Annotated in this window: 21 protein-coding genes; 7 read left to right on the top strand and 14 right to left on the bottom strand. The window is 50.1% G+C overall.

Going from position 1 to position 24,787, the window contains the following annotated elements:
• Window positions 1-7: 7 nt before the first annotated feature.
• From BRW83_RS06425 to BRW83_RS06435, 3 genes are all read right to left on the bottom strand, one after another.
• The gene (locus BRW83_RS06425) at window positions 8-538 is read right to left on the bottom strand and encodes a flavodoxin (protein WP_145814971.1); all 531 of its coding nucleotides are present in this window, start codon (window positions 536-538) and stop codon (window positions 8-10) included.
• Window positions 539-674: 136 nt separating this feature from the next.
• Window positions 675-1,586 carry a DMT family transporter gene (locus tag BRW83_RS06430; RefSeq protein ID WP_005880612.1) on the bottom strand — a complete coding sequence of 304 codons (912 nt, stop codon included), beginning with the start codon at window positions 1,584-1,586 and terminating at the stop codon, window positions 675-677.
• Window positions 1,587-1,757: 171 nt separating this feature from the next.
• Window positions 1,758-6,860, bottom strand: a complete 5,103-nt coding sequence (locus BRW83_RS06435; RefSeq protein ID WP_086131750.1) for a retention module-containing protein — start codon at window positions 6,858-6,860, stop codon at window positions 1,758-1,760.
• A gap of 423 nt (window positions 6,861-7,283) precedes the next feature.
• Here BRW83_RS06435 and BRW83_RS06440 point away from each other — a divergent pair, with 423 nt between their 5' ends.
• From BRW83_RS06440 to BRW83_RS06460, 5 genes are all read left to right on the top strand, one after another.
• The gene (locus tag BRW83_RS06440) at window positions 7,284-8,420 is read left to right on the top strand and encodes a histidine-type phosphatase (RefSeq protein ID WP_005880609.1); all 1,137 of its coding nucleotides are present in this window, start codon (window positions 7,284-7,286) and stop codon (window positions 8,418-8,420) included.
• 570 nt (window positions 8,421-8,990) lie between these two features.
• Entirely contained in the window at window positions 8,991-10,310 is a 1,320-nt protein-coding gene (locus BRW83_RS06445) for a phosphatidylinositol-specific phospholipase C (protein ID WP_050757719.1), read from the top strand.
• Window positions 10,270-10,476: a hypothetical protein gene (locus BRW83_RS06450; RefSeq protein WP_036602897.1), complete on the top strand. Its 207-nt coding sequence runs from the start codon at window positions 10,270-10,272 to the stop codon at window positions 10,474-10,476. The genes BRW83_RS06445 and BRW83_RS06450 overlap by 41 nt, the downstream gene beginning before the upstream one ends.
• 243 nt (window positions 10,477-10,719) lie before the next feature.
• Window positions 10,720-11,217, top strand: coding sequence for a DsrE/DsrF/TusD sulfur relay family protein (locus tag BRW83_RS06455; protein ID WP_231284479.1), 498 nt, complete (start codon window positions 10,720-10,722; stop codon window positions 11,215-11,217).
• Window positions 11,195-11,863: a class I SAM-dependent methyltransferase gene (locus BRW83_RS06460; RefSeq protein ID WP_005880606.1), complete on the top strand. Its 669-nt coding sequence runs from the start codon at window positions 11,195-11,197 to the stop codon at window positions 11,861-11,863. Before BRW83_RS06455 ends, BRW83_RS06460 begins: the two co-directional genes overlap by 23 nt.
• Window positions 11,864-11,972: 109 nt before the next feature.
• Here BRW83_RS06460 and BRW83_RS06465 read toward each other — a convergent pair whose 3' ends face one another.
• Window positions 11,973-12,980 carry a TDT family transporter gene (locus tag BRW83_RS06465; RefSeq protein ID WP_231284478.1) on the bottom strand — a complete coding sequence of 336 codons (1,008 nt, stop codon included), beginning with the start codon at window positions 12,978-12,980 and terminating at the stop codon, window positions 11,973-11,975.
• Window positions 12,981-13,065: 85 nt separating this feature from the next.
• On the opposite strand from BRW83_RS06465, the gene BRW83_RS06470 reads away from it, so the two are divergent.
• A complete protein-coding gene (locus BRW83_RS06470; RefSeq protein ID WP_005880604.1) occupies window positions 13,066-13,956 on the top strand; it encodes a LysR substrate-binding domain-containing protein in 891 nt (296 codons plus the stop codon).
• Window positions 13,957-14,073: 117 nt separating this feature from the next.
• Window positions 14,074-15,030: a DMT family transporter gene (locus BRW83_RS06475; RefSeq protein ID WP_005880603.1), complete on the top strand. Its 957-nt coding sequence runs from the start codon at window positions 14,074-14,076 to the stop codon at window positions 15,028-15,030.
• A gap of 92 nt (window positions 15,031-15,122) precedes the next feature.
• Here BRW83_RS06475 and BRW83_RS06480 read toward each other — a convergent pair whose 3' ends face one another.
• The 10 genes from BRW83_RS06480 to BRW83_RS06525 all read right to left on the bottom strand — a co-directional run bounded on the left by BRW83_RS06480 (window position 15,123) and on the right by BRW83_RS06525 (window position 24,660).
• Window positions 15,123-16,172 carry an alpha/beta hydrolase gene (locus BRW83_RS06480; protein ID WP_005880602.1) on the bottom strand — a complete coding sequence of 350 codons (1,050 nt, stop codon included), beginning with the start codon at window positions 16,170-16,172 and terminating at the stop codon, window positions 15,123-15,125.
• 156 nt (window positions 16,173-16,328) lie between these two features.
• On the bottom strand, window positions 16,329-17,054 hold the full coding sequence (locus tag BRW83_RS06485) for a RibD family protein (RefSeq protein ID WP_005880601.1): 726 nt from the start codon (window positions 17,052-17,054) through the stop codon (window positions 16,329-16,331).
• A 131-nt stretch (window positions 17,055-17,185) separates the two neighbouring features.
• A complete protein-coding gene (locus tag BRW83_RS06490) occupies window positions 17,186-17,710 on the bottom strand; it encodes an NAD(P)H-dependent oxidoreductase (protein WP_005880600.1) in 525 nt (174 codons plus the stop codon).
• Between the two features lie 66 nt (window positions 17,711-17,776).
• Entirely contained in the window at window positions 17,777-18,775 is a 999-nt protein-coding gene (locus tag BRW83_RS06495; protein WP_005880599.1) for an aldo/keto reductase, read from the bottom strand.
• Between the two features lie 403 nt (window positions 18,776-19,178).
• Window positions 19,179-20,081, bottom strand: a complete 903-nt coding sequence (locus BRW83_RS06500; RefSeq protein ID WP_196793280.1) for a DMT family transporter — start codon at window positions 20,079-20,081, stop codon at window positions 19,179-19,181.
• A gap of 281 nt (window positions 20,082-20,362) precedes the next feature.
• Window positions 20,363-20,671, bottom strand: a complete 309-nt coding sequence (locus BRW83_RS06505) for a hypothetical protein (RefSeq protein WP_005880596.1) — start codon at window positions 20,669-20,671, stop codon at window positions 20,363-20,365.
• Between the two features lie 80 nt (window positions 20,672-20,751).
• The gene (locus tag BRW83_RS06510) at window positions 20,752-21,570 is read right to left on the bottom strand and encodes a tetratricopeptide repeat protein (RefSeq protein WP_005880595.1); all 819 of its coding nucleotides are present in this window, start codon (window positions 21,568-21,570) and stop codon (window positions 20,752-20,754) included.
• A gap of 35 nt (window positions 21,571-21,605) precedes the next feature.
• A complete protein-coding gene (locus BRW83_RS06515) occupies window positions 21,606-22,421 on the bottom strand; it encodes a tetratricopeptide repeat protein (protein WP_036602892.1) in 816 nt (271 codons plus the stop codon).
• A 78-nt stretch (window positions 22,422-22,499) separates the two neighbouring features.
• Window positions 22,500-24,191 (bottom strand): hypothetical protein, encoded by a 1,692-nt coding sequence (locus BRW83_RS06520; protein WP_005880594.1) that lies wholly within the window; start codon window positions 24,189-24,191, stop codon window positions 22,500-22,502.
• Window positions 24,192-24,465: 274 nt separating this feature from the next.
• Window positions 24,466-24,660, bottom strand: a complete 195-nt coding sequence (locus BRW83_RS06525) for a hypothetical protein (RefSeq protein WP_232451482.1) — start codon at window positions 24,658-24,660, stop codon at window positions 24,466-24,468.
• Between the last annotated feature and the right edge of the window lie 127 nt (window positions 24,661-24,787).

Raw genomic sequence — 24,787 nt, forward strand, 5'->3', positions numbered from 1 at the left:
CTGTTTCTTATCCCTGTTTTGCCAGTCCCGTTTTTTTCAGCCAGTCTTTCAGAGATTGGTCCGCTTTCTCGCGCAGATGTCCGATGATCGCCAGACCCGGCAAGACAGTCGCTTGTGGACAGGCTTGCCGGATGTAACGTTCACTCATGCCGAGCCCGCTGCCTTCGTGAGTGCAGAACGGAGCGATTGTCTTGCCGGAAAAATTATACGATTCCAGAAAAGTCAGCACCGGCATCGGCATGACACCCCACCAGATCGGGTAACCCAGATAGATGACGTCGTAAGCGTCGAAATCGGGCACGCTTGCGGTCAATTCAGGACGGGCATTTTCACCCAGTTCGATTTTCGCCACTTCAGTCGATTCATCATAATCGGCCGGATAGGGTTTGACGGCCTCGATATGAAACAGCTCGGCTCCAGTCAAGGCAGCGATTTTTTTCGCAATCACTTCCGTATTGCCGACTGGCAGATCCATGATTTTTCCATCGAAATAATTGCTTCCCTTGCGGGAATACCAGGCAATCAGGCTTTTTGACATGTTCCTCTCCATCCTTAGACTATCAAAACGAATAGGAAAATTTCTTTTCCGGACAGCTTCACTATAGTCCTCGCAACAGTCTGGATATAGATTGAAATCTGCCCGATTCTTGCCCGATTCTCTCAGGCGCGGCATTTTAATGACGAATCAGTTGCCTTAACACGTTCAGGGAAGAGAGCAGGATTCCGCCGATGATCATCAGTCCTCCGACGATCTGCGGCATTGAAACCGTTTCATGCAGGAGAATGACCGCTTCCAGACTGGAAAAGAGCGGAATACTGTAATAGACGATTCCGGCACGGGCTGCTCCGATATATTCTACCGACCGGTTCCAGAGCAGGTAGCCGATCAGGGTAGGGATGACGGCAATATAGAAAATGATCCAGAGGGTCTGTCCATCGGGAAAATGCCAGTCTGTCGCCATCGCTTCAGCTGCCATGAGAGGGCAGAGTGCGAAGAAACCGAAAGCAAGCATCGCCGTCATCAGCGCTTTTTGCGGCATCGTCCCCGGTCTTTTTCGGACCAGAATGCTGTAAACGGCGAAAAGCGAGGCAGCCAGCAGCATCCAGAGGTCGCCAATGGTAAAGGACAGATCGGAAAACCGGTGGAATTCGCCTTTCAGCACCAGTACCAGAACGCCGATGACAGCAATGACCAGCCCCAGAATCTGGGGGAATGACAAACGCTCATGCAGAAAAGCAATGGCAAAAAAAGCCATGAAAACCGGTGCCGTGGCCGCAATCAGTGACATATTGGTGGCGTCTGTAGTCCGGCCTGCCTCGAACATCAGGATGCTGTACATCGAAAAGCCGAGCACGCCGGCGGCAAGAATCCATTTCCAGTTCTTTTTGAGAGCTGGCCGGTTGTTTTTCACTGCGACAAAGCCGAAAGGCAACATACATGAAAACGTGAACAGCCAGCGCCAGAAAGCCAGCTCGACCGGCGACATGGAAAAGGCGATCAGGCGTGCCAGCGGGAAGGTTGTGCTCCACAAGACAGTTGCCGACAGGGCCAGCAAATAACCTTTGGCGGACGTGGATGGAGTCATGGTGTGTCGGGAACAAGCGGAAAAAGAAGCCATGTTACCTCAAATGACAGGAGTTGGAGGAGAGGATTGACCAGCCTGTACAAGACCGTCACCTTTCTTTGGGCCGGTCTGTTCAATAAATGAAAAAAGGGAATGCTGTTGCAGCATTCCCTGTAAGGACAGGCAACAAAACTAGAACTTGATGTTCTCGTTGTTGACCAGTTGATTCATCAATTCCTGAACGATGTCTCCCCCATGATGGTCGAAACCGGACATGGTTATCGTCGCGAGATTGGTCATATGGGCGCTTCCGTCATGGCCGTCCACATCGATAGACAGTTTGACCGTCAAGGTGCCGTCATCATTTTTCTGGACGTCATCGAAGCTGAGATAGCCACCGTTCACAAGCGATTCCAGACTGGTCGGTTTGTCGTGACCCGTGATCAGCTCACTGATATCGAGCACGTCGGCATTCACATCGAGAGGACCTTTCGACTCGTTCAGGTTGCCCAGATGGAAATCCGTAATGGTATCGCCGTGCGTTACACCGTCCAGATCACCGGCAGTGTATTTGAATATATCGTTACCGGTACCGCCTGCCAGAATGTCATCCCCCTTACCGCCGACCAGCACATCGTTGCCGCTGCCGCCGAGCAGGATATCGTGGCCTTCGCCTCCGTAGAGGTGATCGTTTCCACCCATTCCGACAAGGATGTCGTCGCCCGTTCCACCGTAAAGATGGTCATTGCCATCATGGCTGCTTTCGATATTCAGGTTTTCAATGCCATTCGTGAAATGGCTGATTTCCTGTGCCGTACCATGATCGAACAGATGATGGATTCCGGCCGCCAGATCATCTCCCTGTGCATGGGCACCCATCAGATAGTCGAGATGATCCAGGCTGCCTTTTTGCGTCAGACTGTTGTCGCCGTCACCGATCAGGAGATCGTTGCCACCCTGTCCGACAAGGATGTCGTGGCCGGTTCCCCCGATCAGCAGATCGTTCTGGTTACTGGCTGCATCGGGACTGGAAAGGGTGTCGGCAAAATCCGGATGAGCCATCAGGAACTGATGGATGCCTGCCAGACTGCTTATATCGCCACCCGCAGCCGCCACAGCTGAGAAAAGGGCGATGTCCCCATCGAGTGCAGAGCCGTCTTTCGCGACGTAATGGACGTGATCGCCGAAAACGATGTCGTTGCCTGCTCCGGCATAGACGGTATCCCGGTCTCCATCGACAGGAGGAATAACGACTCCGGGTTTGAGAAACTCGGTCAGATCATGGCTGTTATGGAGAATCTGGCCTCCTCCCGTATTGTCGAAATGATCCAGCGTACCACCGTCCAGTCCTGATCCGGCGAAACCGGCGCTGTTCATTTCCAGATCGGGAACCATACCCAATAATTTTTCATAGCCATCCGTATGCGAAAGAACATATTGGCGTGCATATATGAAATAATCCGGGGCATAGGAATCATGCGGCCAACTGGCAGGCCAGTCCGGCTGACGGTGCAACGAATCGTAATTGATGACGGCGCCATTTACCGTAATGGCATTGGGAACCCCGTCAGAGATGAAAAATACTTTATTGACTACATCCGTTCCCTGAACGGGAGGGACGGCAGACTGTTGGGCAAACCATTGGCAGACTTCTTCGAAGGCCGCCTGATAATTGGTATTGGACGCTCCGCCATCCCGGATATGATTGGCCAGTTCGTTTACGTAACTCTTGAGTTCGTTAACATTGTCCTGAGTCACGGAGAGCCAGCTGTTTTCGAATGCACTGGAATGGAATCCGACCAGCTGGATATTGACGGTTATCCCTCCCTGAGCCGTCTGGGCGGCAATGGAATCGATCAGATTGTTCAGCGCTTCCACAGAGGAGGCAAGACGTGTATTGCCATTGTCAAGACCGGCATACATGGAATTGGACACGTCGAGCACCAGCGACAGATTGTAAGTGACCGTATTCTGGACACCGTCTATATGGCCTTTGTCCCCGATAATGATATCCGCTCCGCTTCCGCCGGTAATCGTATCGGAATGAACCCCTCCGACCTGCATGCCAACCGTTTCCAGATGGACCGTTTGCGACACGACGTCCCCGTCGCTGTCGGTCACCGAGACAGTGATGTCATGTGCTTGCCCTTGCGTCCCGAAGGCGGTGTTGACGACTTCGCTGTTTTGCTCATAGCTGACTTCGCCTGTTTTTTCATTGACCTCGAGAGAAGAGAGGGTCTGGTGATTGCCGCCGACACTGCCTTCCGTATGATGGGGAGGGACGGTTTGTCCGTCAACAGTCACCGTGACAGTTTTGCCATCGCCGTTATCCGCTCCGAAATCGAAGTCGAATCCGGCCTTGAAATGGTCCACACCGTCGGTGGCATTCACCATATCCTGCACTGCTTCGGCAAACAGCGTATTGACCGTCGGGACATCGTCGATGATATCGACCTTGACGTCGACCGTGAACTGATTGCCATAGGCGTCCTGAACGACCATTTTGACGGTATCGGCACCTTCGACCGTATTGGTTCCCTGTTCATTTCCGGAATCGATCGCCTTGTTCAGTGTGTAGTGCCACTGACCGTCCTTGCCGAAAGTGACGGTTCCGAATTCGCCCCCACCGGCCTTGACAATCACATATCCGTCAGGCGGGGTGAGAGTCGCCATCTCGGAATGGTCGGTCGCGTTGTCGAGGCCGTGTTCGTTGACGACGATGTGGGCGATCTTGCTGCCATCAGGGCCCGTGGCACCGGAGACATTGACGTCGATCTTGGTTTCAGCCCAGTCGCCGTCGGCATCCCTGATCTTGACGTCAAAACTGTCCTGCCCCTGTCTGGCGTCCGGGTTGGCCTTGTAAGTGTAGGTACCGTCAGCGTGAATGGTCAGGGTACCCAGTTTGCCGGCAATGTCATAAGAGCCTTTTGAAGCGATATCGGTAATGTCGACGGCTTTTCCCTCAACCGAAATCGTCAGTTGTTTTCCTTTACCGTCGTCCGCCCCGAAATCGACATCCAGCTTGCCGCCATCAGTGGACTGTTGACCGGCCATCACATCGTTGACAATGTTGTCTGTCACATTGACCGTCGGGACATCGTCGATGATATCGACCTTGACGTCGACCGTGAACTGATTGCCATAGGCGTCCTGAACGACCATTTTGACGGTATCGGCACCTTCGACCGTATTGGTTCCCTGTTCATTTCCGGAATCGATCGCCTTGTTCAGTGTGTAGTGCCACTGACCGTCCTTGCCGAAAGTGACGGTTCCGAATTCGCCCCCACCGGCCTTGACAATCACATATCCGTCAGGCGGGGTGAGAGTCGCCATCTCGGAATGGTCGGTCGCGTTGTCGAGGCCGTGTTCGTTGACGACGATGTGGGCGATCTTGCTGCCATCAGGGCCCGTGGCACCGGAGACATTGACGTCGATCTTGGTTTCAGCCCAGTCGCCGTCGGCATCCCTGATCTTGACGTCAAAACTGTCCTGCCCCTGTCTGGCGTCCGGGTTGGCCTTGTAAGTGTAGGTACCGTCAGCGTGAATGGTCAGGGTACCCAGTTTGCCGGCAATGTCATAAGAGCCTTTTGAAGCGATATCGGTAATGTCGACGGCTTTTCCCTCAACCGAAATCGTCAGTTGTTTTCCTTTACCGTCGTCCGCCCCGAAATCGACATCCAGCTTGCCGCCATCAGTGGACTGTTGACCGGCCATCACATCGTTGACAATGTTGTCTGTCACATTGACCGTCGGGACATCGTCGATGATATCGACCTTGACGTCGACCGTGAACCGGTTGCCGTGGGCATCCTGAACGACCATCTTGACGGTATCGGCATCGGTCACCGTATTGTTGCTGTCGTTTTCGCCCCCGGAAAAGATCGCTTCGTTCAGGGTGTAGTGCCATTGACCGTCCAATCCTTTTTCCATGTGGCCATGGGTCCCCTGGCCGTTTTCGGCGACGTCGACAATCGTGTAACCGTCGGGCATTGTGACCGGTTTCGAGATTTCTGAAGTATTGTCGACATCGTTCAGTCCGGCTTCATCGACAACGACATGGGCGATGCTGTCGGCGTCGGGTCCGGAAGGCGGTGTGACCGTCACATCCAGCTTGACATCTTTCGTGTCGCCGTCGGCATCGGTGATGGTCAGGGTGAAACTGTCCTGTGCATTGCCCGAAATGTTCGGATTGGCCTGATAACTGTAGCTGCCGTCCGCATAAACAGTCAGTGTGCCGTATTCGCCTGCAAGTTCGTAAGAACCTGCCTGGGCAAGATTGGTCACGTCGTAGCGATGGTCTCCGACGGAAATCGTCATGGATTTGCCTGCACCGTCATCCGCCCCGAAGTCGTAATGAATCGAACCGGCTATTTCACTGACGGATGAGCCCGATCCCACCGAAATCTGCTGGTAATCGGAGCCGGCCAGATCCAGCAGGGGAACGTCGTCGACGATATCTACCTTGACGTCGACCGTGAACCGGTTCCCGTTGCCGTCTTCAACCGTCATTTTGACGCTGTCCGCATCCGTGACGGTATTCGCTCCCGGATTGTTTCCCGAATCGATCGCCTCGTTCAGGGTGTAGTGCCAGTTGCCTTGGCCATCGTTCGATACGGTGCCGTGTTTGCCATCTTCAACATCAATGATTTTGAAACCGTCAGGGGCTTTTATCAAAGCGCTTTCAGATGCGTCGGCAGTATTGTCCAGCCCGTGTTCATTGACGACGAGATGATCGCTGACGACCGGATCATTATCGGTCGGTGGAACATCCGGACTTTCCGGATCGGAATCAGGTTCGAGAAGGAAGGTATCGAGCCCTCCGTCATATATTTCACTTTCCGGGACGGGATTGGAAAAGGTGCCTGTTTCGAAACCGGGCGTGACTTCCCCGCGTGCGGCATCCTGATCGACAACCACGAACGAGTGGGAACCGGAATGATTCGGGTCTCCACGGGTTCCCGCATCCGCTCCGGCCGCAGTCGCCTCGGCGATTTCCGTCGGATCAGCCCCGGCTGCGATCATTGCCTGAATGTCGGCTACGCTCAGATCGGTGGCAGCCTTGTTATCGGATTCAGCCATCGGATCGATGACGGACGCGTCCAGAACAAGTTTTTCGTTACTGCCGACCGTGGCGAAATTGCCGTTGTCAAATGCGATATGGACGGTGCTTCCATTAGCTGCCTGTACGGTATCGTTGAGTTCTACTGTATCACCGGTGCGCAGTTGCCGGGTGACGCCTCTGGTATTGGTAACCGTTACCGAACCGACCAGTCCTCTGACTATTCCTGTGGCCATGATTCACTTCGTTTTCGTTAATTCATTGATATGCCAAACCGTCTGGGCAATGGATGCCGGACGGGATACTTGCTTGATATAAATCAAGAATAGTCCTTCAAATGAAGTGCAAATATTGTCCTTTGGTACTAGTTTTTGACGTGAAATATCGAAATTCAGCCAGGATTTTCAGGCGGAAATGAAAAATGGCGGACGGCAAGTAAACGGAACATTCTCCGTTTTGTTTAATTGATCAAATCGCAATTAAAAGTAATGATAAAAATTCTTTAAACAAATAACTGATAACTCTTGAACAAAAACAAGTCCTCCATTTTCGATGTCCTGAAAATGAAAAAAACTGAATGAAAAAAATCCGTCTCATGACATGATATTTGCCAATAAACAACACTTTTTATCCAATATCCGACATTACCGGGGAGGGAAATGAAGTCAGCAAATTTGGTCAAAACGGTCATTCTCAGCCGTCACGGTATCCGTTCCCCCAAGGAAAGCGATGCGGTGCTCAGGCAATGGTCGACAAGAGCCTGGCCAACATGGCCGGGAAATCAGGGAGATCTGACGGAAAGGGGAAAAGAGCTGGTCAAGGCACAATGGGCAGCCATGAGACCTTTTCTCGTCGAAAATGGCTTGATTCCTGCAAGCGGCTTGCATCAGGCTCGCGACTATGCGCTGATTGCCGATGAAGACCAGAGGACGCGCATGACGGCGATTGCCATGTTTGAAGGCCTTTTTCCCGCTTGCCACATCAGGCCACAATACGGCAGCCGTTACGATCTGCTCTTTCATCCGGACAGTTCCATGTACCGGACAATGGATCGCCAGAAAGCGCTTGCCGAAGTTCAGGCGCTCCTCGATTGTCTGGATAGTGACCCCGTCATCGGCAATGCCCTGACTATCTTGCAGGACATCACGAAATGCTGCCGGCCTTCGCTATGCGGCGCACTCGGTGGGACGACTTCCTGTACATTGCAGGGCTTGCCGAACCGGATGAGTATCGATCCGCGAAAACCCAAACTCGATATCGCAGGAAAATGGCAAGTCGCCTCTACACTGGCGGAAATCATGCTGCTGGAATTTGCCCAGTGGCCGGAAAAGGAAGCGGGATGGGGAGAAGTGGATGAGACGGTGTTAAGGCAGATCATTCCCTTGCACAACGCTGTGTTCAATGCCACTCACAGGGCGCATTCGCTGGCAAAAGCGGGGGGAACGCATATGCTGGAATATATCCGGGAAACGCTTCTTTCGGAAAAATCGCCGCCCCTGACGATACTGGTCGGGCACGACACCAATATTGCCTACGTCAGTGGAATGCTCGACATTCACTGGACTGATCCGGAACTGGGATGCGATCCCATCATCCCGGGAAGCTTCATCACATTCGAACTCTGGCAGAAGACAGAAAGCGTCAGGGAAATCAGGATCGGTTTTCACGCTCCGTCACTGGAATTTTTGCGGACCTCGCCAGCCTCATTGACCCGACCTGTCTCCATACCGGTTGACAAAGCCGTTTATGAACCCGACACTTTCCGCAAAATGGTTGAGAATGTGACATCTCCTTAAAACGCATTGTCCGTTTTGTCGCTGACATCGTAATGACATTGAACACTATATCCCTTATGGAATCGGGCATTGGCGATATTTTTTCATTATCCTCTCCATTTTCAATCCAGCCATTTGGTTTCCAGAAAGAAATATATTTTTTCTTTTGGCAATCTTCATGAAAAAATGTCTCGGAAATAATACTTATGAATAAAAGTTGTCGGAAATATGAAATCTTCTTCCGGGAATATCGGCAGTTTCGGTATAGCATGAAATTCAGGCAGAGGCTTGCCGGCCTGAAAATAGTTTTAAAAGAAGGTTTCACAATTGAAATGAAGAAAACGACAGAATGGCCATTTCCGGGATCGTCAATGGATCGTTCGAACATCATTTATTCCGTATGACGTGACGGCGATATTGTTTATGCTCTCCTGATTTCATTGCATTTGCCGGGGCCGCTCGCTTCAAGCTACCACATGAGGAGTGAACACTATGGATAAGGTGCTTAACGTCCAATTCAGCTCTGGGGCCTATTCGGATTCAGACGATTTCAAACTCACGGACAGTCAGAATTCAGGAACGGTAAGAAGCATGTTCTGGAGAATTGATACACCGGGTTTTTTAGAGTTCAGTGCAAAACTCAGCTCAGATGAAATGCAGACATCGTTTGTCCGGTTTTGCCTGAATGCTTCCATCATGCATCGGTACGACGATGAATTATGCCATAACCATATTACGGTCGACGTAAACGGATACAAAATTGTCAGCGAAGGTACCGCTTACATGATCGACGGAGAAAGTTTCCGGGATTTTTTGTTTATGCTTCCCGGGGGTGTGTTGAAGTCAGGTGTCAATACGATCCGTTTTTCGTATGAATCCTATGACGGGACAGGTCTCTTCGTTAAAAAGGCGTGGCTTGAAATTTTCAGCGCGCTCGACAATAGCAAGTGGATGTTGGCTATTAATAATTTTACTCTCTTGTCAGGCATCAGTATGCCGGGAACACATGATTCAGCCGCATTCAGAAAATGGTATAAATCGCCATATACCTGCCACGACACCAGTATTACAGAACAACTCCAGGGGGGTATCCGCGTTCTGGATATTCGTCTGAAGACAAAACGCTCGCAAGTCGTAACCTGTCACGGTGATGTGGGGCCAAATGAATTCCAGCCTTTCAACGATGTTCTGGATGAGTGCCACCGTTTTTTGACGACAAACCCGTCTGAAGCCATTGTCATGATTTTGAAGGTTGATGACTGGGCGGATTATCGAAACGATCCGTCAGGAGGCAAAAAACTGATCAAAAACGGACTGGAAAATTTCAGGTCAATTTTATATCGCGGCAAAAGTATGCCGACAATGAACGAAGTACGGGGAAAAATCGTATTGTTGAACCGGATCGACGACAGTCTCGATTTTGGTGCACCTGTCTCCATTCCCCATAATGTCGCGGGAACTTACCTTGCCGATTCTGTCAATCGTCAGTACAGGGTCTATGTACAGGACAAATGCGAACTTTATTCGCAAGACTACACACGTTCGGCGGCCAAAACGTACAAATTCAACTGTTTCATGGACGCTCTCAGAAAACGGGGAAATGAAGGGCAATGGGGTGAGGTTTATCTGAATTTTGCCTCGGCCTGTTTTTTCAAAAGATTCACTGTCGGAAGGAAACAGGTGGATATCCCCATGTTCGGCATTTACATCATGGATTCGTTTTTGAACGAGATCGGTAAAGGTTCCAATCTTCCCCGTGCTCTGGGGTGGCTGATGTTTGATTATCCGTTCGAAAAGTATTACACAACCGAATGCGGGTATGTAAACGTCGTTGATATTGTTATCGGAGCCAACACGTTTTCAAAAGGATATGGAAAACGATTCCGGATTACTGACGACAGGGAACTCTGATACTGTTTTCGTGCAGGGTGAAAAGACGGTGGTGGTACTCTCCCGTAAGACCAATACTGTTGTTAGGCTTGCTTGTGCCCATGTGAAAATCCTGAAAAATGCCAGTCTCATGATGGCAAACACATTCATTACCGTCTTGCTGGTCGTGACATTCATGGTATTGTGAAAGAACACCTGCCCGAGCCTGAAACGGCTCTGGAGCGAAAAAGAGCGAATGCAAAATCATCTGAGCTTGCCGGTGGACGAGTTCATGTAAATGACAAAAAATGGCGAGGTGTTCGGCATCGACGGGCATCCTGTTACTGAAGGTGAGTAACGACGTATTCCCAAAGCCGGGTGATGCCCCTATAAACCATCCTGCCGGGCATGTTGATATTGCCGAAAGAAAAGGAACCGCAGCGTATGGCGGGTGGATTGCTGTCCGCTCGCCGTTAATGCAATCGTGTTGCCGGAAAAACAGGGCTGCCGGGTCGGCAAGATCGCCTATAATACCGCTGGATGGCTGGCAGCCGGTTTGCCTGTCGAACATTCTTATTTGAAAGGAATTATCATGAAAGTACTGATCATATTCAATCGTGAACCGTATGACATGACAGATGTTTCATGGAACGGTCTCCGGCTGGCGAGGACTTTGCTGAAAAACGGTCACGATATCCGGATATTCCTGATGAATGATGCTGTCGACATGGCTCGCGATGTCTGCAAACCGCCCCAAGGCTACGATCAGGATCTGGTAAAGATGCTGAAAGAACTGATTGCCGACGGTGCAACGGTCAGGGTGTGCGGCACCTGCATGGCCCGTTGCGGCATCCACGCCAACCAGCCTTATTTCGACGGTGCGGAAAAATCGACCATGCAGGCCCTGTCCGAATGGGTGATCGACAGTGACAAAGTCCTCACGTTTTAAAAACATCCCTGCGGAGTTATATGACGGATGGTATGAAACGCCCTCAGGAAACTGGACTGGCACGGTAGAACTCGGCCTCGTTCTGGACGCGCTAAAACCGGCTGAAGGAGACAGCATTCTCGACATCGGTTGCGGGACAGGGTGGTTTACGCGACAACTGGGCAAGTTGACCGGGATTTGCCTGACCGGCGTCGATATCGATACGAACTGGCTGGCATACGCCCAGAGCCGCGATTCGGCATCCCGTTATTGTCAGGCGGATGCCTTGTCTTTACCGTTTGAAGACAAGCGCTTCAGTCATGTCCTGTCCATCACGGCATTGTGTTTTACGCCGGACTGGAAAAGAGCCATTGCCGAGGCGGTTCGGGTAGCGGAAAAACGGATAGCCATTGGCCTGTTGAACCGGAACAGCCTGCTCTGGTGGAAAAAAGGCCGCAAACCGGGGAGTGCTTTTGACGGGGCAGAGTGGATCACCCCGTCTGAACTCATGGAAATGGCAAGCATGTTACCGCTTGAAGATATCCGGATTTCCACCGCGATTTATCTCCCGTCGGGATCAGGATTGGCGCAGGTCACTGAGCGTATGCTGAAAAACCGTCTGGATTTCGGATCGTTTCTGCTCCTGTCAGCGGCAGTTAACCCATGATCCGGTTGGATACGCATGCTGAAACAGACGAAAACGGGCAGAAAACAAGACTGGTTTTCTGCCCGTTTCATCTGAACTACCGGTTTTCGTTCTCTGTTTGTCGTTTGTCTTATTTTGCAATACTCTGGCTGACATGCACTCTGTGCGGCAGGAGATAGTTATGGATGAACCGGATCGAAACATATCCGATGATCGCCGTCGCTATCACGGCCTGCCCCAATGCCAGAATGTGCAGCTGGCTGGCGTATTCGGATGCCTGTGGATACTGACTGACAAGATTTGCCATTTTGTACAAGGCCGTCGCGCCGATTGCCATCGGAAAGGTGAATGCCGAATAACCCGGTGAAAAAGGCAATCTCATCAGATGGAAAAACGCGAAATAAATGACCAGTGTCATCAACAGGGCGATACCGAGCAGTACCGAACAAATCAGTAGTGACGGTTCTTTTACGACAGTCAGATAACCGGCCAGGGACAGGCTGGCGGGAGCGGCCATGATCGCAATGGTCGGTTTTGCCGAGTCAGGCACTTCACCGCGGAAAATCAGGCGATAAACCATCAGGGGAAGCATGATCAGGTAACTGAGCATGCCGATCGCCAGCAGGATCAGGGCAAATTTTGAGTAGCCAAGACCGGGCCAGGTAACGTCTGCGACGATAATGCCGACCGGAGGAACGAACCAGCTCGGTACCATGTGGTGCATTTTAAGATCTTTCGCACGGTAATAAATAAAAATCGACAGTGCGACAATATGGATTCCCACGGCCCCCAGCCAGAGCAGCTGACCTGCTTGGGGAAAATAATTGCCCAGTGCTTTCGAAATCACCATAATTGCCATCGCAAACGTCGGGACAATACTTCCGATTACAGGATGTTTCAGATCCTCACCCAGGGTATCAGGATGCAGAATGAAGCGAACGATCATGACGCCAAGCAGGATCGCTGCAATTAGCGCACCGATATTCTGTCCTGCACCATGAAGCGGCAAGACATTTTCAAGGCACCATCCCATACTCCCGATCCCGAGAGCGAGCCCGGCGACCGGAGTCGGCAATCCGCGAACTTTCTTATTCAGATACGTAAACATCTTTTCACCCCGATTTTTTGATTCTGCCATAACATCCATTGCCAATTACTATAACCAGCGGGTATTATTTAGAAAATCGAAATATTTTTGACATTGGGTTTAGGAAAACTAAACGATGAATATCACTTTCCGGCAATTGTCCGTTTTCGTCTCTATTGCACGGCATGGCAGCATGACGGCAGCCGCGGATGCGCTGTTCATGACGAAAGGCGCTATCTCCCAGACGCTGGCGGAACTGGAAAACCAGCTTGGCGTGCGCCTTTTCGACCGTTTGCATGCGCGGCTTTTCATCAATCATGAAGGGCAGAAGCTTTTGCCTGTTGCCGATGAATTGTTTTCACGCATGCAGGGGGTGGAACGGCTTTTTGACGATGACCATGAAGATACACGTTTGCGTGTCGGGTGCACCCGGACGATCGGAAGTTATTTCATGCCCGATATGTTCCTGGATTTTGACCGTAAAAACGGCTGGCTTCCCCAGTCGGTTATCGCCAACACCCAGGAAATTTGCGGCATGCTGAACCGTTTCGAGATCGATATCGCCCTGCTCGAAGGCTTGCCGACCGATTCCCGTCTTGTCAGCGAGACATGGATGGAAGATGAAATGGTCGTTGTGGCAGGAAAAAACCATCCGTTGGCGAAAGAAAAAGACGTTACGCTTGAAAAACTTTCAAGGGAACGCTGGCTGTTGCGTGAGGAAGGTTCAAGCAGCCGTGCCTTTTTTGAAAACCAGTTGGCGCTGAATTTCGATCACCCTCTGCAAACCTTGTCGCTCAATGCATCGGACACCATCCTGTCCTGTGTGTATCACAATCTTGGCATTACCTTCATTTCCAGCCGGATGCTGAAGCAACCGCTGTACGCCGGGCATTTCGTCCGGGTACAAACCGGAAAACGGTTTTTGCGCAAGTTCGTGCTGTGCTATCACCCCGACAAATTCATGTCTCCCACACTGGAAAAATGGATAGGCTTTTGCAGGGCATGGGACAAGGATATCACTGGCTGAAGCCGCATGGCACCGGCAAACAGGGTGTCCTGTCGTTTTTCCAAAACAGATTTTCTCCGGCAATCTGGTTCTTTCTTTCCGGAAAGAGTAAAGTGAAAAATTGTCTGGAGAAACAGGATGAACCGGCGGATTCCACTGGACGGCAAGGCGACCGTATTGATGCTGCTTTTATGTACTATCTGGGGGCTTCAGCAAATTGCCCTCAAGGCGGCTGCGCCCGATATGGCCCCCATCCTGCAAATCGGCTTGCGTTCCGGTGTCGCTGCCATTCTGGTCGGCCTGTTTTTGCGTTTCAAGGGTCTGTCTCTTTTGCCTGAGAGGAGCGCATTGCCCGCAGGAGTGCTGGCCGGTGCGCTTTTTTCGCTTGAATACCTGCTGGCGGGGGAGGGATTGCGCCATACCAGTGCCGCGCACATGTCGGTCATGCTCTATACCGCTCCTGTTTTCGCTGCGCTCGGGCTTCATTTCCGGATTCCTGAAGAACGCCTGAACCCGATCCAGTGGAGTGGTATCCTCGTCGCCTTCGGCGGAGTCGTCATCATGTTTTACGATCCGGCTTCGGCAGGGCCATCCGTCAATGACATGATATGGGGCGATTTTCTCGGTTTGCTGGCCGCCATGTCCTGGGGAGCGACGACCGTCGTCATCCGGACCTCAAAACTGGCGGACGTGCCTTCAGCCCAGACCGTCATGATCCAGCTGATTTGTGCCGTTGTCATTTTGCTGACGGCGTGTGTCCTGTTCGGCAATACCTCGTTCAATCCGACGGAAATACTCTGGGTCAGCCTGGGCTATCAGACCGTGATCGTCTGCTTTTTCAGTTTTCTGGTCTGGTTCTGGCTGCTTCGGGTCTATCTCGCTTCCCGCCTTGGGGTGCTTTCATTCCTGACGCCTGTTTTCGGGGTGATTTTCGGCGTGTTGCTGTTAAACGAAACGGTTGACGTCCGCTTCATTGCCGGAGCGTTGTGTACCCTCTCGGGTATCGTTCTGGTCAGTGCCTGGGATATGGTGAAAAGGTTTTTCAATAAAAAACCGGCTATTGTAATCAATCGGGGAAATGAAATAAAAAGATGATCTCGCCAGGAGAATATATTCATTATTGTTTCCTGTTTGTAAGAGAAAAGGCGCTTTCAAGCGCCTTTTTCAATCCATATTCCTTTAATGGTTTATTTCAGGTTCCGGCTGAAAAATTCAGTCAGTTTGTCGAAAGGGATGACGTTGACCCGGTCGTACAGATCGACGTGTCCTGCGCCCCTGACGTAATACAGTTCCTTCGGTTCGGCAGCACGCTTGTAGGCATCTTCCGAAAATTCTTTCGAGTGTGCCTGATCGCCAGTGATGAAGAGCAGGGGACGTGGCGAGATCGTTTCCATATCGTTGAACGGATAGAAGTTCATGAACTTGACGTTGGACGTCAGGGTAGGGTGCGTCGCCAGTTCTTTTGACGAGCCTGCCGGAATGAATTCACCTCTCTGTGTGCGATAGAAATCATAGAATTCGCGGGCGATCGGATCGGAATGTTCAGTGATTTCATGGACAGTTCCGCCCGTGTATCGGGTGGCTCCCCCTTCAAATTCAACATAACGCTGGCCAGCTGCTTCGGCAATAATCGCCTTTCTCTGTTCCAGTGTCTGTGCCTGTTTGAGGCCGTTGCGGCTCGCCTGTCCCATGTCATACATGCTGATCGTCGCGATGGCTTTCAGGCGTGGGTCGATCTTGGCGGCACTGATGGCAAAGCTTCCGCTGCCGCAAATACCGATGACGCCAATCGCGTTTTTGTTGACGAACGGGCGCGTACCCAGATAATCGACGGCCGCACTGAAAGCGTCTGCATACATATCCGGCGAAACGGCATTGCGTGGCTGGCCTTCGCTTTCGCCCCAGAACGGCAAATCGATAGAAAGGGTGACGAAACCGCGTTCAGCCATTTTCGTCGCATACAGGTTTGCTGCCTGTTCTTTCACGGCGCCCATCGGATGCCCGACAATAATGGCCGGAGATTTGGCATTTTTGTCCATGTTTTCGGGAAGATACAGATTTCCCGCGACTTTCATTTTGTACTGGTTTTCAAAAGTCACTTTTTGCATGGTGACCTTGTCGCTTTGATAAAAATTATCCGCTCCGCCGGACATGTCTTGTGCCGAGACGCTGGTGTTCATGATAAGCATTCCTCCCAAAATGGCTGCGATCCAGCCGGAGATGTTGAATTTGCGCATGATCCTCTTTCCTTTTTACGTATTGCAAGTGTTTGATTTTCAAGGAATAGACGGGCATTGAAAAATTTCCCGCATGGATTCAAGTATAGGAAAGAGAGAGAAGGGAGCGAAGATGCAATTTTGCCTGTTTCTTGCCCGATTCTCTCTTGTTTGCCTTTATTTCGCTTTCGATGGGGCAGGGTGGAACCGGTAACGCAGCCATGCCACCCCATGTGGAAGCATTTTCATCGACAGCAGTTCCAGTGACCGGTCTTTTGCCGGATGTTCCCCATGTTCACTGAAATACTCGAAAACGGCAGGAATACCGGCCCGGCCATCGATGCCCGGATAAATCAGGAGGCTGAGTTCGTCGATCAGGCCAGCCTTCAGAAAACTGCCGTTGATGATGCCGCCACCTTGCAACATGATTTTCCGGAGGCCGAACTCTCCCAATGTTTCCAGTGCCTTGTTGAGATCATTGCCGTGCCTTCCCGCAAAAAGATATGAAATCCCCAGTTCACGCAGGTGTTCCAGATAGGATTGTGAGACACTTTCACCCAGAACGACAATGATGTTTTCCCCCATTATCCTGTCGCTGGAATAACGGATTTTGCCTTTCGGGTCCATGACGATACACATCCTTGCGGTTTCACAGGTTCCGAAGAACGTATCGAAACTTTCAGCCTTCGGGGACTGGCCATGATCGAATGTATCACGAACCAGATCGGTCTGAACGGTTTTCCTTCCCAGCCATTCGGCATCCGCACCCATGTCGTTGCTGATATCGAAATAACAGGCGATCACGGTTTCATAGTCCGTTCCATCATATGGCCGTGTCCAGCCATTGCCGACAATCCGGCCGTCTACACTGCTCATCATCTGGCAGATGATTTGGGGGCGCATAAAAATCCTTTCATTTTTCCTATCATTTGTATTGATCTGATTGTCGTTTATTTTTTCAATAAAATCATATTATTAAAAAATATATTTCATCCTGTTCATTATAATTATCCTCAGGGATATAGGCAGTGGATTCATTCTTGAAGCCTTTCGGAAAACACTTTCCTGAACTGTCCAAGTGTTTTTTCATCGGCCTCTTCAGCCTTGTAAAAAACCAGAGGGTTCAGATACGTCATACCGACGTATCCCGCACAAGCCTTGAACGGAGTCAAAACATCTTCCATCGTGCAATCAAGCGGGCTTTGGTGCGAGTATGCTTCTGCTGCTGCGCCAGCTGATGTCACGACAAGCATTTCCTTGCCTTTCAGAGCCGTTCCATTCGGCCCGTAACACCAGCCATAGCTCCAGACTTCGTTGAAATAGGCTTTCATCATGGGAGTCAGATTGAACCAGTGAAGAGGGAAAAGATAAACGATCCGTTCAGTCCCTTCGTGAGCCTTCTGTTCTGTCGGGATGTCAAATCCCGTCACATCGTTTCCGTATAGCGTTTCAAGGTTTCTGACAGTGACATCCGGAATGCTTTCAGCTTCTCTTGCCAGGGTCCTGATGACTGTCGATTGTGAGGGGTATGGATGGGAAACAATGACGAGTGTATTCATAAGCTTCTCCTGTAGTTGGCAGGCGGGGGCAAGATTGTCACCGCCTGTTTTTCATCAATCATTCACTCAGATACCGGTTCCTTTTTCATAAGCCTGTGGAAACCGGTCGCCAAAAATGTCTATTTTCGCCAGTTCGTTTCCGATGCGTTTCAAATCATCGGCGGTCAGTTCCAGACTGGTGGCGGCCAGATTTTCTTTTAGCCGGTGAAGTTTCGTCGTTCCGGGAATCGGGACGATCCACGGTTTTTGTGCCAGCAGCCAGGCCAGTGCCACTTGTGCAGGTGTGGCATTTTTTTCGACGGCAAGTTCCGTGAGTTTTTCAACAAAGACCTGATTCGCTTTCAAGGCCTCCGGTGAAAAACGCGGAAAAAACTGCCGGAAATCAAAGCCTTCATTGAAGGTCGTATCGGCTTTCAGGGCTCCCGTCAAAAAGCCTTGCCCAAGCGGGCTGAAAGGGACGAAACCGATGCCCAGTTCTTCCAGAAGGGGAATGATTTCCTGTTCCGGTTTCCTGTACCAGAGAGAATATTCACTCTGAAGGGCAGCGACCGGGCAAACGGCATGCGCACGACGGATGGTATTCGCACCGGCTTCGGACAGGCCAAAATATTTCACCTTGCCTTCCCGGATAAGGTCTCCAACCGTCCCCGCAACGTCCTCGATGGGAACGGCAGGGTCAACACGGTGCTGGTAAAAAAGGTCGATGGTTTCCACGTTCAGGCGTTTTAAAGATGCTTCCGCCACTTCACGGATATGCACGGGACGGCTGTCGACCGCCGTCCAGGCTCCTCCATCGGCCGGGTTGGGTCTGAAACCGAACTTCGTGGCAATCGTGACCCTGTTTCTGATGGGGGAGAGCGCCTTTCCCAATAATTCCTCATTGATAAAAGGGCCATAAACTTCTGCCGTATCGAAATGGGTCACGCCCATATCAACCGCATTGCGGATCAGTTTCACCATCTCGTTGACGTCCGCTGCCGGGCCGTAGCCCAGACTCATGCCCATACAACCCAGCCCAAGCGCCGAAACCTCAAGCCCGCTTTTCCCCAATTGTCTTTTTTCCATTTTCAACTCCAAGAAATGATATGAATGCATCAAGTGAAAAGAAAGTCCGGAAATTTCTCATCAACTGGCATTCACTTTAAATTCCATCGACGAATCCGCACAGACACAAAGCTCTATATTGATTGCCTGATTCTCCCGGGACAGGTGGAAAATGGCTGGAAGAGAGTGCGAGACTGAGGCCTGCAAAGATGAAAGAGCTTCACGGGAATTTACCGGACCGAACGCAGTAAATTCGGCGCGTTCTGTGAAAAATCTTTTACATTTGAACGACTTGAGTCTGGATAACGGGCGTCGTTCACCCGAAAAAAGTGGACTGCAAACCAGATAGGCTGGATGCAAGCATCGAAAGAATTTCTTTTTGAATTTAGTCTGGTTCACTTTTTTGCCAAAAGTGAACCAGCCCTTATTTTTGGGAGGATGAAACCGGTGGTCTCTTTGATAATTCGGTGAAAATCACGGCAGAAAAGATCAGGGCTGCCCCGATATAGCCCTGGATTCCCAGAATTTCATGAAGGAAAATGTAAGACAAAAGAGCGGAAAAGACGGGTTCCAGCGAGAAAATCAGGCCGATCTTTTCAGGAGATGTGTAACGCTGGGCAATCGGCTGGACGACAAAGCCGTAAGCACTGCAAATCAGGCCAAGGCCGAGAATGGCTCCCCACTGGAGTGGCGTCTGCGGCAAGGATGGCGTTTCAAGAAGGCACATGAACAGGGCACCCAGCAAGGAAGCGATCCCCAGCTGGATGATGCTGATCAGGAAGGCATCCGGGCCCTTGGCCACCTTGTCGATAACGATAATATAAATCGCGTAGAAAAGCGCTCCGATCAGGCAGTAAATAGCCCCGAGGTCAAGGGAAATGCCATCTTTTGCCGTCAGCAGAAACAGTCCGGCAACTGCAAGCAGCGTACCGATCACAATGGTTTTCGATGGAAGCGTCCTCTTGAGCAGGCATTCCAGAACCGGTACCATCACGACCGTCGTACTCGTCAAAAAGCCGGCTGTCGATGCCGTGGTGTGGTTCACACCATTGACCATACCGTAAAAGATCAGAAAGAGGATGATTCCCATCACGATCCCTTTTGCCAGCGTGGAAACCGTCAACAGACGATAACGCGGGAAAAAAAGAACCGACATGACGAAAAAGGCAATCCCGAAACGCAGGGCAATCAGATTGTACGGGCCGATTCCATCCAGTCCGAGTTTCATCAGGAGATACGAAGACCCCCATGCCAGTGCCACACTGGCCATCAGCCATTCCGCTTTACGGCTATTCATGTATGCCGCCAGCGGAAAACAGGATTTCATTTTGCGATCCTGTAGAAACCAACGGGACATTGCAGCAGCCAGCCGAACGGACTGATTCAGGGTGTTTCAAGGGAAAGTCCGGATAAAGACGGTTGCAATGCAAGTGCATGATGCCGAATAAAAAAATTGCCGAAAAGCTATTTTATCGGTTTCCGCTTTCTTTTATAAGGGATGAGGGGAAAAACCTGTGGAGCCGTTTTAATGTCGGAATCAGATCATGGCTAAAATTTCTGAAAGTTCTGGATGGGATTTTATTATCGATTTTTGTAGAAGTATGTCGGTCAATGAATTGTTTCGGACTCCTTCATTACATTGGTCTGTGCATTCAGCCAGCGTAATAATGCGGTCGTGTCGTCTTCATTTTTGAATGGCCGGGTTTTTCCTGTCTGGGCAAAGAGTTGGCCTATGGCAGTAATCTCATGGTATACAGGAAGGATCTTCACCAACTGACAAAGAAAATCAACAGATACGTTATAATCTTTTATAAACTCATTCTTGGCGGCTTCGTTGAAATTTGATTTTTGAGATAAAAGTGTGCTGCACAGATAAAGCAGGCCTAATGTTTTTGAAATGTATTGTTCGTCGATCATAAGATTTTTCAAGTTTGATAATTAAAGAAAAAAATAAGCCGGAAAAATTTTCCGGCTTATTTGTTTGAAAATCAGGTAAATTAATTTTTCTGTTCAGCTTTTCTGGCCATGTCGTTCCATCGTTGTGCTTCCTGCTGGTCTGGCTTGACACCGAGACGGCCTTTTGCATAGATGGAACCCAGTTCTTTCATGGCGTTGACGTTGCCGTTTCTGGCGGCTGTTTTGTACCAGTAGAGGGCTTTTTCACTATCCGGTTGGATACCTCTGCCCAAGGCATATGCTTTTCCCAAAAAGGCCTGTGCTCTGGCATCACCCTTTTGAGCGCCCATAATGTAATACTGGACAGCACGGTTGACGTCTTTTTTGACACCATTGCCCAGAGTATAGAAAAGTCCAATTTGTGCATAAGCTGCACTATCGCCATGTTCAGCAGCGCGTTGATACCATTGTATAGCTTCTTGATAATCTTTTTTGACCCCTGTTCCTGTTGCGGTCAAATAGCCCATTTTCATTTCAGCGTCGGGATCATTTTGTTCTGCTGCTTTACGAAACCATTTAATGGATTCATTGATATCTTTTGAGACGCCGGTGCCATGTTGATACATAAGCCCCAGATTAAACTGGGCAACTGGTAAATTGGCATCAGCTGCTTTTTTGTACCACTTGAAGGCTTCTTTTGGATCTTTTTTGACTCCCTGACCTTCGTCGTACATATACCCGATCCGGTTCATGGTGGCTGGGTTATTGACCGCATCCGGTTTCATGAAAAAGGTCAGGGCTTCCTGATATTTTCCAGCATTATAGAGATGGTTGCCTTCTTCAACATTGTCGGCGAACGCCAGAGTGGAACCAATCAGAATGAATGCGAAGAAGAGGGCTTTGAGGATGGTTTTCATCATTTAAAAACAATGCAGATCAGATCAGAACAGAACCATCATGGCTGAGCTTCTTTTTGTTTGGCCATCTCAAGCCAGTGTCGGGATTTTTCCGGATTCTTCTCTATACCCAATTGGCCAAGTTTGTAAATGCCGGACAACACCTTCATCGCAGTGATATTTCCGTTTTTGGCGGATTCCTTGTACCAATACAAGGCGCGATCGGCATCATAAGGAATCCCGCTTGCTTTCGCGTAGCAATCCGCGAGAAAAAGCTGTGCTTCGCCATCGCCCTTTTCTGCACCCATGATGTAATACTGGACAGCCCGGTTGGGGTCTTTTTTGACACCGTTTCCCTGATCATAGAAGAGGCCAATGTCTGCATAAGCCCTATTATCACCATGTTCTGCTGCGCGCCGATACCATTGCAAGGCTTCTTTGTAATTCTTTTGAGTACCGATACCTTCTACTGTGAGATACCCCATTTTCATTTCAGCTTTGGCGTGATTTTGTTCAGCTGCTTTGCGATACCATTTGACAGCTTCAACCATATTTTTTGAAATGCCAGTACCCTTTTCATAAGAGAGTCCAAGGTTGAATTGAGCTTTGGCAAATCCCTGTTCAGCTGCTTTAAGATACCATTGATTGGCTATTTCAGCGTTTTTTTCTACACCTAAGCCCTTATCATAGAGATATCCAATAAGATTTTGTGCTGCAGGGTTTTTCTGGGCATCAGGCGTCATGAGGTGGGTCATGGCCTGTTCATATTTTTTTGCTTTGTATAACTCGATCCCTGTAAGAGCATTGTCAGCAAAAACAGCGGAAGAACACAGCATTAAAATGAAAGAAAGAAATAGCTTGTAAGAAATTTTCATCGTAGTGGTGTATCTCAAAATTGATAAGGCTGATTCATTATGATTAGCCCTTTCCGGCGAAGTCAATAGAAAATCGTGTTAGATAGGCTCTTTATCATCCCTAATGTTATCGTATTTCCTGACAACCGCCTTAGTCCCTTTCTCCTTGGCCTTCCCAACCCCGTAATCCGTCACCACCGACTGAACCCAGCCCATCAGATCAGCCGGAGACTTGATGGAAGCAGGGGGTTTAAACGGGATATTCAAAAGAGAAAGCATCCCCAGAGGAACCCCATACATCACCGATTCCGCGGCATGCGCTTCCCCGGTCTTGTCCAGCAGACCCGCATGAATATTTGACGCCACCGTCGCCGCAGACATCCCCGTAATCGCCGCAATCGAATCCGCTTTTCCCATCAATACGGAAAACGGCACCTTAACCATCTGATCCCCCAGCGTCTGGTAAAAATAATCCGTCACATTCTGCATCGTCCTTTCCGGGTCCCCCTCAACGTACACCTGATCCAGCTTCATTGGCTGAAGTTCATCCATTTGCCTCTTGTATTCCTTAAGCGTCCCCTGAACCGCTCTCAAGGCTTTCGGATCACCGCCGGTCACGCTATAAACCAGTTCACCGGTCAGAGAAGCGAAGGAGTGAAAAGCGATCTTCCCATCCAGGACGGCCTTATCAATCCCTTTTTCAAAAGAGTAGGCTTCCCGGCTGCCATGTTTGGGGTCAAAGCGGAAACCCTGGGACACACCGATATCTTCCTGCGCCTTGGCGATAGCATCGTGATTCAAATTTTGAAAAATGGCAGGAACCAGTTTGCCGGTAGACTGATCGGCTTCCCCGACAGGGCGAGTGCCGTCTTTACCATGAACAGGACTTTTCGGTCCCAGACCTTTATTGACATACTGAACGGCTGCTTTCCCGGCTTGTCTTTCCGCTTCGCCATAACTCTCATCCGGATGAGAGGGATAAGACCGGCCATAACCGGTTACCGCTTTGTCAGGACCGAATACACTGCCGTAGATGCCTAACAATGCACGATAAAGCGGCGTCATGCTCTGATCCTGCGGAACATTCACACTCGCCGCCTGCGGCAGCAGCCTGTTGTCGGCCCTGATCATGGAAACGGGGGCATTGCCATATTGAAAGGCATTCTGTATTGACGGAACCCCGTCGCGTTCGGGACGGTATTCAAGGGTGCGATAAGCGTTTGACGGATTGTCTTTATCATCCAGCCTGAGTTCCAGTGTTTGGGCTTTGGGTTGGGGCAGCCATTCCTGAAACTGCCGTCTGGCCTGTTCGACCTGTTCCCTGATGTCGGGATGCCGGTTCATATTCATTTGCAGCGTGACGTCCCTGACCACATCGGAATATCCCCTGACATCTTTTTTCCATCCTTCGACATACTCTTTGCTTCGATCCGGTGAGAGTCGTTGACCCGAATAATCGTTCGGATGGCGATTATCGTATTTGTGTAGCAGGATGTCGGTTCGTTTCTCACCCGGTATCCCATCAAGGGGATCGTCGGGGTTGGTTTTCAGAACGGATGCCGGTTTATTGTTGTCGATGTCAACAGGTTGGGGCAGGGCTTGCTGAAGGGATTTTTGGAGTTCGGCCTGTTGTGCCTGTTGTTCCCGCAATAGTCTGGCCTGTTCCCGTTCCTGTTCGCGCCGCCGTTTTTCAGCTTCCCGCTCCAGTGCCCGGTTTTGTTCTTCCGGGTCCTGACTGCCGGAGAACATGTTTCCTATGGAACTGAAGTAATCATCGTCTTCACCGCTCATGTTTTTCTCCTGTTTATGAAAAAAGCTTTCCGGTTCATGAGGTGATGGCGGAAAGCTTTAAAAATAAAAAAACCTCCATTCGGAGGCATGAAATAAAAAAGCCTCCCATCAGGAAGGCTTCAGGTATAAAAAAGGCCTCTCCATTAGAAAGACCCGAAAAATGGGCGCAACTTGCCCGACTGTTTATTTATACCTGTTTTTCAAACTTCTGTCAGCTATGTTCCGAGAATAAAAACAGCCGGAATATTTCCGGCTGTTTATGAAGAGATAAGGGTTATTTCTTTTGTTCCGCTTTTCTGGCCATGTCGTTCCATCGTTTCGCTTCTTGTATGTCCTTTTGGACTCCGAGATCACCTTCTGCATAAATGGAACCCAGTTCTTTCATGGCATTGACGTTTCCGTTTTTGGCTGCGGTTTTGTACCAGTAGAGGGCTTTTGGTATCTTTGGAAATTCCTTTTCCATAGGCATAGGCGGTGCCGAGGAGACCTTGTGCTTCAGGTTCACTGTGCTCCGAGTATGAAATATGGACAGGCTACTCTGGTTTAAAAGGGATAATGCCCAGTTCCGTTGACTGAAGCCAGTGGCTCGCAGGCAT

It is taken from the genome of Oxalobacter formigenes (genome assembly GCF_002127965.1).
Lineage (GTDB): Bacteria > Pseudomonadota > Gammaproteobacteria > Burkholderiales > Burkholderiaceae_D > Oxalobacter > Oxalobacter formigenes.

Excerpts from the sequence above, each read along its gene's own strand:
- BRW83_RS06525 (WP_232451482.1), bottom strand. The coding sequence starts at position 24,660 with ATGCCTATGGAAAAGGAATTTCCAAAGATACCAAAAGCCCTCTACTGG.
- BRW83_RS06440 (WP_005880609.1), top strand. The coding sequence starts at position 7,284 with ATGAAGTCAGCAAATTTGGTCAAAACGGTCATTCTCAGCCGTCACGGT.
- BRW83_RS06520 (WP_005880594.1), bottom strand. The coding sequence starts at position 24,191 with ATGAGCGGTGAAGACGATGATTACTTCAGTTCCATAGGAAACATGTTC.
- BRW83_RS06510 (WP_005880595.1), bottom strand. The coding sequence starts at position 21,570 with ATGATGAAAACCATCCTCAAAGCCCTCTTCTTCGCATTCATTCTGATT.
- BRW83_RS06470 (WP_005880604.1), top strand. The coding sequence starts at position 13,066 with ATGAATATCACTTTCCGGCAATTGTCCGTTTTCGTCTCTATTGCACGG.
- BRW83_RS06465 (WP_231284478.1), bottom strand. The coding sequence starts at position 12,980 with ATGGCAGAATCAAAAAATCGGGGTGAAAAGATGTTTACGTATCTGAAT.
- BRW83_RS06430 (WP_005880612.1), bottom strand. The coding sequence starts at position 1,586 with ATGACTCCATCCACGTCCGCCAAAGGTTATTTGCTGGCCCTGTCGGCA.
- BRW83_RS06450 (WP_036602897.1), top strand. The coding sequence starts at position 10,270 with ATGGAAAACGATTCCGGATTACTGACGACAGGGAACTCTGATACTGTT.
- BRW83_RS06480 (WP_005880602.1), bottom strand. The coding sequence starts at position 16,172 with ATGCGCAAATTCAACATCTCCGGCTGGATCGCAGCCATTTTGGGAGGA.
- BRW83_RS06425 (WP_145814971.1), bottom strand. The coding sequence starts at position 538 with ATGTCAAAAAGCCTGATTGCCTGGTATTCCCGCAAGGGAAGCAATTAT.
- BRW83_RS06475 (WP_005880603.1), top strand. The coding sequence starts at position 14,074 with ATGAACCGGCGGATTCCACTGGACGGCAAGGCGACCGTATTGATGCTG.
- BRW83_RS06515 (WP_036602892.1), bottom strand. The coding sequence starts at position 22,421 with ATGAAAATTTCTTACAAGCTATTTCTTTCTTTCATTTTAATGCTGTGT.
- BRW83_RS06505 (WP_005880596.1), bottom strand. The coding sequence starts at position 20,671 with ATGATCGACGAACAATACATTTCAAAAACATTAGGCCTGCTTTATCTG.
- BRW83_RS06490 (WP_005880600.1), bottom strand. The coding sequence starts at position 17,710 with ATGAATACACTCGTCATTGTTTCCCATCCATACCCCTCACAATCGACA.
- BRW83_RS06435 (WP_086131750.1), bottom strand. The coding sequence starts at position 6,860 with ATGGCCACAGGAATAGTCAGAGGACTGGTCGGTTCGGTAACGGTTACC.
- BRW83_RS06500 (WP_196793280.1), bottom strand. The coding sequence starts at position 20,081 with ATGAAATCCTGTTTTCCGCTGGCGGCATACATGAATAGCCGTAAAGCG.
- BRW83_RS06495 (WP_005880599.1), bottom strand. The coding sequence starts at position 18,775 with ATGGAAAAAAGACAATTGGGGAAAAGCGGGCTTGAGGTTTCGGCGCTT.
- BRW83_RS06485 (WP_005880601.1), bottom strand. The coding sequence starts at position 17,054 with ATGCGCCCCCAAATCATCTGCCAGATGATGAGCAGTGTAGACGGCCGG.
- BRW83_RS06445 (WP_050757719.1), top strand. The coding sequence starts at position 8,991 with ATGTTCTGGAGAATTGATACACCGGGTTTTTTAGAGTTCAGTGCAAAA.